We start from the raw sequence: 14,446 nt of genomic DNA on the forward strand, positions 1-14,446 counted from the left end.
CGCTCGGCTAGCCTGAGGGCACGATGAACCGTTTGACCACGTCATGGGGCGCGTTCGAGCTCGCCCGCTTCCCCGAGGACCCGCGCGACACGCTCCGCGCCTGGGATGCCGCCGACGAGTACCTGCTGCGGCATCTGCACGGTATCGACGGCGCCGCCCCCGTAGCGCTGACCGGCTCCGTGGCCGTCGTCGGCGACCGCTGGGGCGCCCTGGTCACCTCGCTCGCGGGGCACCACCCCGTCGTGCAGATCACCGACTCGTATCTCGGACAGCAGGCGACCCGGGCCAACCTCATGCGGAGCGGCATCGATGCAGGGGCCGTACGGCTGCTGTCGGTGAGGGACACCCCGCCGGAGAGGGTCGACGTCCTTCTGGTACGCGTGCCCAAGAGCCTCGCGCTCCTGGAGGACCAGCTGCACCGGCTGGCGCCCGCCGTACACGCGGACACCGTCGTCGTCGGCACCGGCATGGTCAGCGAGATCCACACCTCGACGCTGAAGCTGTTCGAGCGCATCCTCGGGCCGACCCGGACCTCCCTCGCGGCCAAGAAGGCCCGGCTGATCTTCTGCACGCCCGACGCGGGACTGCCGCGCGTGCCCAGTCCGTGGCCGCTGCGCTACGAGCTGCCGCCCGACACGGGGGCCACTCTCGCGGGCCGCACCGTGACCAACCACGCGGGCATCTTCTGCGCCGAACGTCTGGACATCGGCACCCGATTCTTCCTGCGCCACCTGCCGACCGGGCGCGGCGCCGAGCACGTCGTGGATCTGGGCTGCGGCAACGGTGTGGTCGGCACGGCGGCGGCGCTCGCCGACCCGGAGGTGCGGGTCACGTTCACGGACGAGTCTTTCTCCGCGGTCGCCAGCGCGGAGGCGACGTTCCGCGACAACGTCCCTGCGGGAAAGGCCGAGTTCGTCGTGGGCGACGGCCTGTCGGCGCTGGCCGACGGCTCGGCGGACCTCGTGCTGAACAACCCGCCCTTCCACTCGCACCGGGCGACGACCGACACCACCGCCCGCCGGATGTTCACCGACGCCCGGCGCGTGCTGCGGCCCGGCGGCGAGCTGTGGGTCGTGGGCAACCGCCACCTGGGCTACCACGTACGGCTGCGGCGGCTGTTCGGAAACTGCGACGTCGTCGCCGGCGACCCCAAATTCGTCGTCCTGCGCGCGGTCAGGGGCCGTTAGCGGGGCTCGTACGGGACGCGGGAGATCGCGCGTATGCCGCCGATCGTGCCCCACTCGTTCCTGCCGAGCCGGGACAGCGGCGCCAGCTTCGTCACCTCGGGGTGGCCGTCGGTCATGACGTCCTCACTCACGGCGACGTGCACGACCCGGCCGAAGACAACGGTCGAGTCACCGAGCCGCAGCGTGCTGTGCAGCTGGCACTCGAGCGCCACCGGGGACGCGGCCACGCGGGGCGGCTCGACCCGCAGACTGGGCTCCCTGGCGATGCCGACGGCGTCGAACTCGCTGATACCGCGCGGGAAATCGGTCGCCGTGGCGTTGATCTCCTCGAACAGCGGCTCCGGAGCGAGATTGACCACGAACGCGCCGGTGTCCTCGATGTTGCGCAGCGAGTCCTTGCGTCCCACAGACGTGAACTGGACGACCGGTGGCTCGACACACGAAATGGTGAAGAACGAGTGCGGTGCCAGATTGTCGGTGCCATCGGCGGACGTGGTGGACACCCAGGCGATCGGCCGGGGGACGACGGTGGCGGTCAGCAGCCGGTAGAAGGCGGTGCGATCGCAGTGGGCCGGGTCGAGATCGATGCGCATGAGCGCAGTATCGCGCCCCTCGCCGTCCCGGAGCGACGTGCACGGCTCTGGCGCCGTACCCGGCTCTGCCCGACACTGACCCGATGACGCAGCGCGTGGATCTCGCGACCGTGATGGACCGCCTCGCCATCGACGAACTGGTCACCGGCTACGCCGTGGCCGTGGACGACGGCGACTGGACCGCCTACCGGGCCCTGTTCACCGACGGCGGGCGGGCCGACTACCGGGGCTCCGGAGGCATCGAGGGACCGGCGGACGAGGTCGCCGACTGGCTGGCCGAGACGATGCGCCTGTTCCCGGTCCGCCAGCACCTGATCGTCAACCGCCGCGTCAGCCTCCAGGACCTGGGCGGCTACCCCGGTGACAGCGCCGAGGTACGGGCGGACTACATCAACCCGATGCTGTCGGCATCGGGCCCCGACTTCCTCTCGGGCGGCCGCTACGTCTTCACGCTGACACGCCGGGAGGCGGTCTGGCGCCTCCACAAGGTGACAACCCAGGAGAAATGGCACCGCCCGGGGAAGTCGCGCGGCGACGCCTGAGGGTTGGGGCCCCACGCCGGGCGGTCGGTGCCGGGCCAGCGACGGCCCGCTGCCGGACCGGGCCGACAGGCCACCACGCTGCACCCGGACGGCCGAGCACGCCCCCGGCACCGGGGCCTCCGGCGGTCCGCACAGCCACATCCGGAGCAAGGCCCCCGCTGCCGGACCGGATCACCCTTCAGGCCGACCGCAACGCGCGCACGCTGCTCGGCGGCGGGCGGCGACGAGGCAGCCGCCTCCGACGGCTGGCCGGCCGCTCTCTGTGGCGGCGACGTCGTCAGGGATCGCTCCACCGGCCGACCGGTGGAGCGATCCCTGACGACCGGCAAACAGGCACAGCGGCCCACCCTGCGGGGCGGCCCAGGGGGGACGCCCGCTGCGGAGGGAGCCCGGCCCGCCCCGGCTGCGGCACTGGTCCACGGCCGGTGCACAGCCGTCCCGGTGCACAGCCGTCCCGGGCGGCTCGCGGGTGGGGGCGTCGGGCAGCCCGGAGGCGCGAGCCGTCCGGATCCGGACGGCTCACAGTTCCGAGCCGCCGGATCCGGGACGCCCCCGCAGGCACGGACCGCACACCAGGCGCACACGGCGCTCTGTCGCGCCTGGGCTCCTTGGCTCACACTGGTCGTGGAGGAGGCGCGCATGCGGATTCCGAGCGGTCGGCGGGCACGGTGGCGCGGCAGCCGGCGTGGGGGGCGCGGGTCGGGGGACGTGCGGGTGTCCCGTCGCCGGGGTGCCGCTGCCGTCGGCGCCGGAGCGCTGCCCGCGCTCGCGTTTCCCGAGCCCTCGCTGTGGTGGATCGCCTACGTCGCCCTGGTTCCGTGGCTGCTCCTCGTGCGCAGCGCGCCGACCGGTCGCCGCGCCTTCGTGGAGGGGTGGCTGGGCGGCATCGGGTTCATGATCGCCCTGCATCACTGGCTGCTGCCCAGCCTGCATGTCTTCCTGCTGGTCCTCGCCGCCCTGCTCGGTCTGCTGTGGGCTCCCTGGGGCTGGCTGGTGCGGTTCATGATCGGCGGCAGACCCTCAACGACGCGGGCCGTCGCCTCTCTCGCCGTGATCCCCTCGGGCTGGCTCATGATCGAGCTCGTCCGTTCCTGGGAGGGCCTCGGCGGGCCCTGGGGGCTGCTCGGGGCCGGCCAATGGCAGGTGCCTGCCGCGCTGCGGCTCGCCTCGGTGGGCGGGGTGTGGCTGGTCAGTCTGCTGGTACTCACGGTCAACACCGCCCTCGTCCTGCTGATCGCCGTCGAGAGGACCCGGGTGCCCGCCGCCGCGGGCATCGCCGTGTGCGCGACGGCGCTCGTCTCCGCCTGGGCGTGGGCGCCGGAGCCCCGGGAGTCGGCGCGGATGCGGATCGGCGTGGTCCAGCCCGGCGTCGTGAGCGGCGCCGACAGCGTGGAACGCCGGTTCGACCGGGGCGAGGAGCTGACACGCGACCTCGCGCGCCGGGAGAAGGCGTTGGACCTGGTGGTCTGGGGCGAGAGCAGCGTCGGCGCCGATCTGCGTGCGCGGCCCGATCTGGCGGATCGCCTCGCCGCCCTCTCCCGTGAGGTCGGTGCACCCCTGCTGGTGAACGTGGATGCGCGTAGCGAGGCGGCGCCGGGCCGCTCCGGCATCTACAAGAGTTCGGTGCTCGTGGGGCCCGGCGGGCCGACCGGCGACCGCTACGACAAGATGCGTCTGGTGCCGTTCGGCGAGTACATCCCGGCCCGCTCGGTGCTCGGATGGGTGACCTCGGTCGGCAGGGCCGCGAGCGAGGACAGGCTCCGCGGCACCGAGCCGGTCGTGATGACCCTGGCCGAGGACAAGGGCGGCGGGGACGGCCTGCGCATCGGGCCGCTGGTCTGCTTCGAGTCGGCGTTCCCCGACATGAGCAGGCATCTGGTGCGCGACGGCGCGCAGCTGCTGATCGCGCAGTCCGCCACGTCGTCGTTCCAGGACAGCTGGGCGCCCGAGCAGCACGCGTCGCTGGCTGCGTTGCGGGCGGCCGAGACGGGCCGGCCGATGGCGCACGCGACGCTCACGGGCGTGAGCGCGGTGTTCGACGCGTACGGCCGGCCGATCGGTCGGCCGCTGTCCACTGACACCAGCGGCGCGGCCGTGTACGACGTGCCGCGGGCGGACGGTACATCGCTGTACGTGAGGTTCGGCGACTGGGCCGTGTACGGGGCGCTGGGCGTGCTGGCCGCGCTGGCGGCGGCCGAGGGCCTGCGATTTATCCGGCGGCCTGTTCCAGAGCCCGCAGCACCACCCGTTCGCACAGCTCATGGGTCCGCAGCGCGTCCTGTGCGCTGAGCAGTTTCCCGGCACGTACGGCGTCGAGGAAGACGTGCACGGCCTGCTCGATGCCTCGCTGGCGGGCCACCGGAACCCAGTCGCCGCGCCGCCTGACGCTGGGCTGCCCCTTGTGGTCCACGATCTCCGCGAGGTTGCGGACCTCGCGCTTGGAGTCCTGGCCCGACACCTCGAGGATCTCCTCGGTGGAGCCGCTCATCCGGTTCATGGTGCCGATCGCGGTGAACCCTTCGCCGGACAGCTGGAGGACCACATGGTGCATCAGCCCGTCGACGATCCGGGCCCGCACATCGGTGTGCTCGACGGGCCCGGGCGCCAGGAACCGCAGGGTGTCGACGACATGGATGAAGTCGTCGAGGACCAGGGTGCGCGGGTCCTCGGGGAGCCCGACGCGGTTCTTCTGCATCAGGATCAGCTCGCGGGGGTGCTCCAGGCACTGGGCGTACCCGGGCGCGAACCTGCGGTTGAAGCCGACCCCGAGGCTGGTGCCGCGCTCCTCGGCCAGGGCGACCAGCCGCTGGGAGTCGGCGAGTTCATAGGCGAGCGGTTTGTCGACATAGGTCGCCACGCCGGCTTCGAGCAGCCTGGTGACGATCTCGGCGTGCGCCGACGTCGGCGCGTGGACGAAGGCGGCGTCGATGCCCTGGCCGAGGAGCGCGTCGAGATCGGTGTGGCGCCGCGCTGCAGGGATGTGGTGGGTCTCGGCGACGCGGGCCAGGGTGGCGGGCGTGCGGGTCTGCAGGTGCAGCTCGACGCCGGGCAGGGTGGTGAGGACGGGCAGATAGGCCTTCTGCGCGATGTCGCCGAGCCCGATGCAGCCGACCTTCACGGGGGCCTCCCTCGATGCCGTTCCGGCGTCAGCGACCCGCCGGCCGTCCTTCGTGCACGTCCTGTGCTCCGGCAGCATACGTGTGCTGGGGCGGGCGCCAGTCGGCGATGCCGTCGAAGGTGCGCAGGACCAGGCCGGGACCGAGGCGGGAGACCGTGGACATCAGGGCGTCGCGGACCGCGACGGCCGGGGTGCCGGTAAGCGACATGAGCCGGGCGACGCGCGCGGACTTGCGGACGACGGCCATGGTGCGCGGCAGCCGTTCGGCGCTGTAGGCGGCGAGGCCGGCGCCGAGGTCTGAGCAGGGCGAGGTGTGGTGGGCGAGGACGACGGCGTCCTCGATGGCCTGGTTGCCGCCCTGCCCGAGGGTGGGGGCCATGGCGTGGGCGGCGTCGCCGATGAGCACGGTGCGGCCGCGGTGGAAGGCGGGCAGCGGCTCGATGATGTGGTGGACGTCGTTGCGCAGCACCTGGGCGGGATCGGTGGCGGCGATGACGCCGGGGATCGGGTCGTGCCAGTGACCGAAGCGGCGCAGCAGTTCGGCCTTCTGGTCGCCCGTGGCGGCTCCGGCGGGTGCGGTGGCGGCGGCGTACGCGTAGATCCGGCCGTCCTTGAGGGGCTGGGTGCCCCACAGTGAGCCGGCGCCCCAGGTCTCGTGTGGCTCGAAGGGCGCATCAGGGGCGGGCACGACAAGACGCCACGCGGTGAAGCCGGAGTAGGCGGGGCCGGGGTGGCGCGGGAAGAGGCCGGCGCGCAGCGCGGAGTGGATGCCGTCGGCCCCGATCACGAGGTCGGCTTCGATCTCGCCCTCGGGCGTCGTCACGCGCGCGCGGCGGCCGCCGGCGACTCCCCGGTCAGCCAATTCACCGGGGCATCCGGTGCGGACGGCGTCCGCCGGGAGGCGGCGTGCGAGGCGGTCGACGAGCGTGGCACGGTGCAGCAGCACGAGAGGGCCGCCGAACCGCTCGGCCGCGGCGGCCGCGTCGGTACGGGCGAGCCAGCGGCCCGCGGGGTTGCGCATGCCGCCGGCTCCCTGCCAGGCGGCGAGTTCGCGTATCTCGTCGCCGAGGCCGATGACGTCGAGGGCGCGCTGTGAGTTGGGGGCGAGGCCGATGCCCGCGCCGACCGGCTCCAGGGACGCGGCCCGCTCCAGGACGGTGACGTGCCAGCCCTGCCTGCTGAGGGCGACGGCCGCGGTGAGGCCACCGATGCCGCTGCCGACGACGACGGCTCGGGATGTTGCACGGGCTTTGGGCATGACTGCTCCTCGACACGGTAACTACACCTGTAGTGAAAGACAACGTACTACAGCTGTAGTCGACGCGGTAGGTTGGGCGGCATGGCCGAACGCACCGCCCCTCACCTCTCCCGCGCCTCCGCCCCCCGCGGGCCCGCCGTCGACGCCGGCTCGCGCGCCGCGCTCATCGGCGACGCGGCGCTGTCCCTGCTCTTCGAGCGCGGCATGCGCGGTCTGACCCATCGCGCGGTCGACGAGGCGGCCGGCCTCCCTCAGGGCTCGACGTCGAACCTCGCCCGCACCCGGCAGGCCCTCCTGGAGACGGCGGTGCACCGGTTGGCCGAGCGCGAGGCGGGCGTCCTCGCCCTGGAGGAGATGCACGCACCCGGCGAGGGCCGTCAGCCGCTGCTCGACGGGCTCGCACTCGCGCTGCACCGCTACCTCACCGGGCACCGGGAGCTGCTCGTCGCGCGCTACGAGCTGGCCCTGGAGGCGGTCCGCCGGCCGGAGCTGCGCGCGTTCTACGACAACGCGGGCGCCCGTTTCCGCGAACCGCTGAACGCGATGATGGCCGCCGCGGGCTCCGCCGAGCCGGAGCGGCACTCGCTGTCTCTGGTCGCCTGGTGCGAGGGGCTGATGTTCTCTTGCGCGGTCGGCGCGTACCACCGGGCCGTGCCCAGCCGGCAGGAGCTGCGCACCGGTTTCGACGAGCTGTTGCGCGGCATGCTCGGCCCCGGAGCCGTCTCGCGATAACTGCCGGCAGACGGTGGCCTTCTGCACGAGGATGGCCGCCATGACCATACTTGCGCGCACCGAACCGTCCACCACCGCCACCGAACGCGCCATGCTGGACGGCTGGTTGGACTACCACCGCGAGACGCTCATCACCAAGTGCGCCGGACTGAGCGACGAGCAGCTGCGCACGGCATCCGTGGAGCCGTCGACCCTGACCCTGATGGGCCTCGTACGGCACCTCGCCGACGTCGAACGCTGGTGGTTCCGCCAGGTCATGGCCGGCGAGGACCTCGACGCCCTCTACTACAGCGACGAGGATCCGGATGGCGACTTCCGCGTCAGCGACGAGACCACCTGGGACAGGACGCTGGCCGACTGGCGTGCCGAGGTGGCCGCCGCCCGCACGGCCGCCGCGGGGCGGGGACTCGACGACCTCAGCGAGGGCAAGACCTCCGGGAACCGTACCTGCAGCCTGCGCTGGATCATCACGCACATGATCGAGGAGTACGCCCGCCACAACGGCCACGCCGATCTGCTGCGCGAGCGGATCGACGGCGTGACCGGCGAATGAGCCACTTTCCCGAGGACGGCTGAAAGCCGCTTCACCCGTGCGGACCATTTGCGGCCTGTACTCCCCGACAACGCCCCTCACGCCCAGCAGAGTTGCGCGGGTGCAGCGAACAACACTGACAGCAAAGGTCCTGGTCGGGATGGCGGCGTGGGCCGCCACAGGCTGCGTCTCCGTGGAGGCGCAGCCTGCTCCCGCACCCGCCCACCCCTCCGCCGGACGACCGGACCAGGTGGTGGAACCGCAGATCGTGCAGGGTCCCGCCCGCGAGGCACTGGAGGCCGCACTGCCGAAGCGGACCGCACCCGCGACGCCTCCCCCGGCGCACCGACGCGGGAAGGCCGGCGCTCCCGCACCGCACAAGCAGGCCCCGCCGCCCCGTGCGCACAGCCGCGCGCCGCAGGCTCCCGCCCTACCGCGGCCGGAGCTGCCGACCCTGCCCAAGATCCCCCTGAACCGGGGAGACATCTGCGATCTCGGCCAGGACTACGGAGGATGGCGTCCCGACGGCCCCGAGGCACGTATCTGCCATCAGAGGTATGGGAATTGAGCGTCAGCCCGCGCCGAGCGTGCGCTCCAGACGGTCGATCGCGGCCCGCACCCCGTTTCCGTACCCGTCGTCCGCCAGGGCCTCAGTCGCCGCGCGCGCCCGGTCCAGGTGGGCCCGTGCGGCCTCCGGCCGGCGCAGCTTGATGTAGTCGGCGGCGAGATCGAGGTGCAGCGAGGGGTAGAGGGCACGCACCGCGAGCGACTGCTCGTGCCCGGCCGTCCGCCCCTCGCCGCGCGCCCCGCTCAGCCCCTCACCGCCCACCCCGCTCTGTGACTCGCCACGCGCTTCGCTCCGTGACTCGCCGCCCGCCTCGCTCTGCTCTTCTGCGGCTGCCAGGGCGCGCAGGTCCCAGGCCAGTTCGTCGTCCGGGTCGTCCTGTGCGTCGGCCATGTAGTGCGCGAGGGTGCACAGGTGCAGCGGGTCGCCGGCGTCCGAGATCTCCGCCCAGATCGAGGCGAAGCGATGCCGCGCCTCCTCGCGGTCGCCGCCGTGGAGCAGCATGGCTGCCTGCCCGATACGGGTCATGACGGCGTCTCCGGGAGTCTGCTGCTGGTCGATCACTGTGGCCTCCCACGTCCAACGGCTCGCTGCCGATGTCACGACGCTATCCGCCACTCAGGACAATCCGGCACAGGCTCGGGCACATCGCCCGAGCCCGTCAGTCCGGAGTGTGAACGGATCAGCCGAGGTCGGGGATGCGCCAGTCGATCGGCTCGTGGCCCTGCGCCGCGACCGCCTCGTTGATCTGGGTGAAGGGGCGGGATCCGAAGAACTTCTTGGCCGACAGCGGCGAGGGGTGCGCGCCCTTGACGACTGCGTGGCGCGACTCGTCGATCAGCGGCAGCTTCTTCTGCGCGTAGTTGCCCCACAGGACGAACACGGCAGGGTCGGGCCGCGCGGCGACCGCGCGGATCACGGCGTCGGTCACCTTCTCCCAGCCCTTGCTCTTGTGGGAGTTCGGCTCGCCGGCGCGGACGGTGAGCACCGCGTTGAGCAGCAGGACGCCCTGCTCGGCCCACGGCATCAGGTAGCCGTTGTCCGGGATCGGGTGGCCGAGCTCGGCCTGCATCTCCTTGTAGATGTTCCGCAGGGAGGGCGGGGTCTTCACACCCGGGCGGACCGAGAAGCACAGGCCGTGGCCCTGTCCCTCTCCGTGGTACGGGTCCTGACCGAGGATGAGCACCTTGACCCGGTCGTACGGCGTGGCCTCGAGCGCGGCGAACACCTCGGTGCTCGGCGGGTACACCGGACCGTTCGCCCGCTCCTTCTCGACGAACTCGGTGAGCTCCTTGAAGTAGGGCTTCTGCAGCTCTTCGCCGAGGACGCCGCGCCAGGACCCGGGCAGCATGTCGGTGTCGGTCACGTCAACAACCTCCGTCAGACAACAGGTGGTTCCGAGATCTCGGAGCCGAGATCCCAGAACCTACCTGCCGCCACTGACAATCCGATCACCAGCTCGTCTTGCGGTACAGCTCCCACATCTGCATGACGGTCTGCGGGTCGAGCGCCCGCTCGCCGCCGCCGATCTCCTCACTGGCCGCCACATACAGTTTGCCCTGCCACAGGGGCAGCAGGCGGACGTCCTCGACGAGGATCTCCTGGGCCCGCTCGAACTGCTTGGTGACCGCACCGCGGTCGCTCTCGCGCCGGGACTGGGGCAGCAGCTGCTCGGTGATCTCGGGGCTGTTGTACGGGGTGCCGAGGACGTTGTTGGGGCCGACGAACGGGGCGATGAAGTTGTCGGGGTCCGGGAAGTCGGGGAACCAGCCTCGGCCGAAGACCGGGTAGTCGCCGTTCTGGTAGCCGGCCTGGAACTCCTTCCACGGCTTGCCCTGGACCGTGATCTTGAACAGGCCGGTCTCCTCCAGCTGCCGCTTGAGCTCGGCGAACTCCGGAGCCGTCGAGGAGCCGTAGCGGTCCGTCGTGTACCAGAAGGTCAGCGGCACGGGCTCGCTGATCCCGGCTTCCTGCAGGATCTCCTCGGCCTTGGTCACATTGGGCTCGCCGAAGCGGTCGAAGAACTCCGTGGTGTGCCCGGCGATGCCCTTGGGGACCATGGAGTACAGCGGCTCGGCCGTGCCGTGGTAGACCTTCTCGACCAGGGCGCCACGGTCGACGACCTGGGCGATCGCCCGGCGTACCGCGAGCTTGCCGGCGTAGGGGTCCTTGGGGTTGAAGACCAGGTAGCGGATGTCCGCGCCGACGGTCTCGACCAGCTGGAGGTGCTCGGTCTCCGGCTTCTTCTCCTGGAGCTCGACGACCTCCTCCGCGGTCAGACCACGGTTGATCGCGTCGATCTTCCGGTCCTTCAGGGCCTGCATCATCACGTTCGAGTCCTGGTAGTACCGGATCGTGACGGCATCGTTCTGGATCTTGGCAAAGCCCTTGTACTTGCTGAACCGGGTCAGCTCGGCATGATCTCCCTTGGCGTACGAGTCCAGCGCGTACGGGCCGGATCCGGTCAGCTTGCCGTCCTCACGGAGCTTGTCCGCGGGGTACTCCGAGGGCGGGACGATCGACATCGCCGGGGTGGCGAGGATGAACGGGAACGTGGCGTCCGGGGTCTTGAGCCGGAAGGTCACCGTGCGCTCGTCGGCCGCGTCGATCCTGTCGAGGGAGCCCAGGAGGCCGGTGGGGCCGCCCTGCGCGTCGATGGTCCGGATGCGGTCGATGGAGTGCTTGACCGCGGCCGCGTTCAGCGCCTCCCCGTTGGTGAAGGTCAGCCCCTCGCGGAGCTTGCACTCGAGGACCTTGTTGGCCGCGTCGGTGAACCGGCACCCCTCGGCCGCGTCCGGCTGCGGGGTGGTGGAACCCGTCGGGAAGCTGACCAGGGTCTGGAAGACGTTCCGGTACAGCTCCCACGAGCCGTCCCAGGCCGCCGCCGGGTCGAGTGTGCTCGGCTCACTCGTCGTACCGACCGCTATCTTCTGCTCACTGTCGGTGTCCTCGTCGGAGAAAAGGCCGCATCCCGCCAGCAGAGATATGGACGCTAGGGCTGCAGCGGCCTGCAGACAGGTCCGGTTGAACACGTGCACGCTCCTCGTTCAGCCATGGGTCGGCAGACCATACCGCAGCGCCCCGCCGGGTCAACCTGATGCCCCGGCGGGGCACTTGGATCATTACCGCACAAACCCGCTCAGGCTGCTCCGCCAGGCGTCAGTGCACACCTGCATTGAGGAACATACCGCCGTCCACGACGAGTGTCTGTCCCGTGATCCAGCCCGACTGCTCGGAGGTGAGGAACGCGGCCGCGCCGCCGATGTCCTCGGGCGCCCCGAGCCGTCCCAACGGGTAGGCCGCGGCCGCCTCGGCCTCCCTGCCCTCGTACAGCGCCTCGGCGAACCTGGTCTTGATCACCGCGGGGGCGATCGCGTTGACCCGCACGGCGGGCGCGAACTCGTGCGCCAGCTGCAGGGTCAGGTTGACCATGGCGGCCTTGCTCATGCCGTAGGCCCCGATGAACGGGGAGGCGGAGACGCCGGCGATGGAGGCGATGTTCACGATCGCACCGCCGTTCTCCTTCTGCCAGGCCTTCCAGGTCTGCTGGGCGAAGCCGAGCGCCGAGATCACATTGGTCTCGTAGACCTTGCGCGCGACGTTCAGATCGAGTTCGGCGATCGGGCCGAAGACCGGATTGGTGCCCGCGTTGTTCACCAGGAAGTCCACCCGGCCGAACGCCTCCATGGTGCGCTCCACCGCGACCGCCTGGTGGGCCTCGTCTGCCGCCTTGCCCGCCACGGCGATGACCCGGTCGGCGCCGAGCCGCTCCACGGCCTCCTTGAGGGCCTCCTCGCCGCGTCCGGTGATGCACACCCGGTCGCCGCGGGCGACGAACGCCTCGGCGATGCCGTAGCCGATGCCCCTGCTGCCGCCGGTGATGAGGGCGACCTTTCCGCTGTCCGGCATCTGTCGCTCTCCTGGTTCCTGTGCTGCTGCCATGTCCGTCGTACCCCGATTCAGTTGAGCGGGCCGCCGGCCACGTACAGGACCTGACCGGAGACGAAACCGGCGTCGTCGCCCGTGAAGAAGGCGATCGCATTCGCGATGTCCTCGGGGCGGCCGACGCGCTGGACGGGGATCTGGCCGGCTGCGGCCGCCTGGAACTCCTCGAAGCCCATGCCGACCCGGGCCGCGGTCTGGGCGGTCATCTCGGTGACGATGAAGCCCGGCGCGACCGAGTTGGCGGTGATGCCGAACTTGCCGAGCTCCTTGGCGAGGGTCTTGGTGAAGCCCTGGAGACCGGCCTTGACCGCCGAGTAGTTCAGCTGGCCGCGGTTGCCGAGGGCCGAGGACGAGGAGAGCGAGACGATACGGCCGAATCCGGCGTCGACCATGTGCTTCTGGCAGGCCTTGGCCATCAGGAACGCACCCTTGAGGTGCACGTTCACCACGGTGTCCCAGTCGGACTCGCTCATCTTGAACAGCAGGTTGTCGCGGAGCACGCCGGCGTTGTTGACCAGGATGGTGGGCGCACCGAGCTCGTCGGCGATGCGCGCCACGGCGGCCTCCACCTGGGCGGCGTCGGAGACGTCGCAGCCGACGGCGACGGCCTTGCCGCCGGCCGCGGTGATCTTCTCGACCGTGTCCTTGCACGCGGCCTCGTCGAGGTCGAGTACGGCCACGGCGCGGCCCTCGGCCGCGAGCCTGACGGCGGTGGCGGCGCCAATGCCGCGCGCGGCTCCGGTCACAACAGCCACGCGCTGCTCGGTGGTGGACATTCTGGTTCTCCTCGCCCTTGAAGCCCGTCAATGCTGGGCCGGGTCCTGGTCGGCCGCTCCCGGCTCGAATGCTGAGCGACCGCTTAGTACCTCGGCAGGAAGGACGCTAGAAGCCCTGGCACCCGGTGTCAACGGCACCGGGGCCCGGCGTCGCAAGTCACACCGGTCCGGGCCGGTGTTCAGCGCACCAGCAGGTCGAGCAGGCGTTCCACCTCGGCCTCCGGGTCGAGGGTCAGGCCCGTGTGCACCGGGCCGGGCTGAACGACCGTGGACCGGGGCGCGATGAGCCAGCGGAAGCGGCGGCCCGCGTCGTCACGCGCCGCCTGTCCGGCGTCCTCGCCGCCCCGGCACACGCCCTCGACGGCCTGCAGCGCGGCCCGCACACCGGTGACATCGGCTTCCGGGTCGAGCGCCGTCAGCTTGGCCACGTCCAGATGGGTGCGGGCGGCCACGAAGGTCTTCGCCCGGCAGTAGACGACCACGCCGGCGTTGAAACACTCCCCGCGCTCGACGCGCGGCACGACGCGCAGCAGCGCGTACTCGAATACGTCCCTCTCGCTCACCGGTCGGCGTCCTTGCTCTTCTTGGTCGGGTGCGGCCACGGCGCCAGGTGCTCGGTCAGCCAGCCGGGCGGCTGGGGCCGCCTGGGCTTCGGGGGCCCGTCGAGGGTGATGCGCTCGTGGATCGTGGCCGCGCGCGGCAGCAGCGCATCGACGTAGGCGCGGCGCAGGGCGTCGGTGGAGTCGAATCCGGGCTCGTCGACCAGCCACTCGTCGGGCACGTCGGCGGCGACCTCGGTCAGCAGCTCCTCGGTGACGAGCGGCGCGAGGTCGGCGGCGGCCGCGGCGATGTCGGGGCCGAAGGGGGCGAGTGCGTGGTCGGAGGCGTCGTACGGCTTGGCGGCGGAGGCCGCGGCACCCGGCCAGTTGTGGTGCCAGATCATCGTGGCCCCGTGGTCGATGAGCCACAGATCCCCGTGCCACACCAGCATGTTGGTGTTGCGCCAGGAGCGGTCGACGTTGTTGATCAGAGCGTCGAACCAGACGACCCGGCCGGCCTCCGCCGCGTCCACCGCATAGGCGAGCGGGTCGAAGCCGAGCGAGCCGGGCAGGAAGTCCATGCCGAGGTTCAGGCCGCCGCTGGCCTTGAGGAGCTCCTGCACCTCCTGGTCGGGCTCGGAGAATCTCAATGATCGTGT

The 14,446-nt window shown here is 71.4% G+C and carries 16 protein-coding genes; 6 read left to right on the forward strand and 10 right to left on the reverse strand.

The annotated features are described in order from the left end of the window. The first annotated feature begins 23 nt into the window (after positions 1-23). Positions 24-1,187 (forward strand): methyltransferase, encoded by a 1,164-nt coding sequence (locus tag J7E88_RS33445; RefSeq protein ID WP_215187228.1) that lies wholly within the window; start codon positions 24-26, stop codon positions 1,185-1,187. Here J7E88_RS33445 and J7E88_RS33450 read toward each other — a convergent pair. Further along, positions 1,184-1,780, reverse strand: coding sequence for a flavin reductase family protein (locus J7E88_RS33450; RefSeq protein ID WP_215187229.1), 597 nt, complete (start codon positions 1,778-1,780; stop codon positions 1,184-1,186). The genes J7E88_RS33445 and J7E88_RS33450 overlap by 4 nt on opposite strands. 83 nt (positions 1,781-1,863) lie before the next feature. Here J7E88_RS33450 and J7E88_RS33455 point away from each other — a divergent pair, with 83 nt between their 5' ends. Further along, positions 1,864-2,322, forward strand: coding sequence for a nuclear transport factor 2 family protein (locus tag J7E88_RS33455; protein ID WP_215187230.1), 459 nt, complete (start codon positions 1,864-1,866; stop codon positions 2,320-2,322). Between the two features lie 639 nt (positions 2,323-2,961). After that, positions 2,962-4,611 (forward strand): apolipoprotein N-acyltransferase, encoded by a 1,650-nt coding sequence (lnt, locus tag J7E88_RS33460; RefSeq protein ID WP_215187231.1) that lies wholly within the window; start codon positions 2,962-2,964, stop codon positions 4,609-4,611. On the opposite strand, the gene J7E88_RS33465 is transcribed toward lnt, so the two are convergent. Together J7E88_RS33465 and J7E88_RS33470 are read right to left on the reverse strand one after the other, a co-directional pair. Beyond that, positions 4,532-5,440: a Gfo/Idh/MocA family protein gene (locus tag J7E88_RS33465; protein ID WP_215187232.1), complete on the reverse strand. Its 909-nt coding sequence runs from the start codon at positions 5,438-5,440 to the stop codon at positions 4,532-4,534. The genes lnt and J7E88_RS33465 overlap by 80 nt on opposite strands. Before the next feature lie 28 nt (positions 5,441-5,468). Continuing rightward, entirely contained in the window at positions 5,469-6,698 is a 1,230-nt protein-coding gene (locus tag J7E88_RS33470; protein ID WP_215187233.1) for an FAD-dependent monooxygenase, read from the reverse strand. A gap of 81 nt (positions 6,699-6,779) precedes the next feature. On the opposite strand from J7E88_RS33470, the gene J7E88_RS33475 reads away from it, so the two are divergent. From J7E88_RS33475 to J7E88_RS33485, 3 genes are all read left to right on the forward strand, one after another. Continuing rightward, on the forward strand, positions 6,780-7,430 hold the full coding sequence (locus J7E88_RS33475) for a TetR/AcrR family transcriptional regulator (protein ID WP_215187234.1): 651 nt from the start codon (positions 6,780-6,782) through the stop codon (positions 7,428-7,430). Between the two features lie 40 nt (positions 7,431-7,470). Beyond that, on the forward strand, positions 7,471-7,983 hold the full coding sequence (locus J7E88_RS33480) for a DinB family protein (protein ID WP_215187235.1): 513 nt from the start codon (positions 7,471-7,473) through the stop codon (positions 7,981-7,983). A gap of 100 nt (positions 7,984-8,083) precedes the next feature. After that, positions 8,084-8,530 carry a hypothetical protein gene (locus J7E88_RS33485; RefSeq protein ID WP_215187236.1) on the forward strand — a complete coding sequence of 149 codons (447 nt, stop codon included), beginning with the start codon at positions 8,084-8,086 and terminating at the stop codon, positions 8,528-8,530. A gap of 3 nt (positions 8,531-8,533) precedes the next feature. Here the strand turns inward: J7E88_RS33485 and J7E88_RS33490 are convergent, their stop codons facing one another. From J7E88_RS33490 to J7E88_RS33520, 7 genes are all read right to left on the reverse strand, one after another. Further along, positions 8,534-9,091: a hypothetical protein gene (locus tag J7E88_RS33490; RefSeq protein ID WP_215187237.1), complete on the reverse strand. Its 558-nt coding sequence runs from the start codon at positions 9,089-9,091 to the stop codon at positions 8,534-8,536. 118 nt (positions 9,092-9,209) lie between these two features. Further along, positions 9,210-9,893 carry a uracil-DNA glycosylase gene (locus tag J7E88_RS33495; RefSeq protein WP_215187238.1) on the reverse strand — a complete coding sequence of 228 codons (684 nt, stop codon included), beginning with the start codon at positions 9,891-9,893 and terminating at the stop codon, positions 9,210-9,212. 85 nt (positions 9,894-9,978) lie between these two features. After that, positions 9,979-11,559 carry an ABC transporter substrate-binding protein gene (locus tag J7E88_RS33500; protein WP_215187239.1) on the reverse strand — a complete coding sequence of 527 codons (1,581 nt, stop codon included), beginning with the start codon at positions 11,557-11,559 and terminating at the stop codon, positions 9,979-9,981. A gap of 127 nt (positions 11,560-11,686) precedes the next feature. Continuing rightward, positions 11,687-12,436 (reverse strand): SDR family oxidoreductase, encoded by a 750-nt coding sequence (locus J7E88_RS33505; protein WP_215187240.1) that lies wholly within the window; start codon positions 12,434-12,436, stop codon positions 11,687-11,689. A gap of 50 nt (positions 12,437-12,486) precedes the next feature. Next, a complete protein-coding gene (fabG, locus tag J7E88_RS33510) occupies positions 12,487-13,248 on the reverse strand; it encodes a 3-oxoacyl-ACP reductase FabG (protein ID WP_215187241.1) in 762 nt (253 codons plus the stop codon). A gap of 179 nt (positions 13,249-13,427) precedes the next feature. Next, positions 13,428-13,811, reverse strand: coding sequence for a DUF3037 domain-containing protein (locus tag J7E88_RS33515; RefSeq protein ID WP_215187242.1), 384 nt, complete (start codon positions 13,809-13,811; stop codon positions 13,428-13,430). After that, the coding region (locus J7E88_RS33520) for a hypothetical protein (RefSeq protein ID WP_215187243.1) at positions 13,808-14,446 on the reverse strand (639 nt) is incomplete at its 5' end. The genes J7E88_RS33515 and J7E88_RS33520, both read right to left, overlap by 4 nt.

The organism is Streptomyces sp. ISL-10 (assembly GCF_018614575.1).
Lineage (GTDB): Bacteria > Actinomycetota > Actinomycetes > Streptomycetales > Streptomycetaceae > Streptomyces.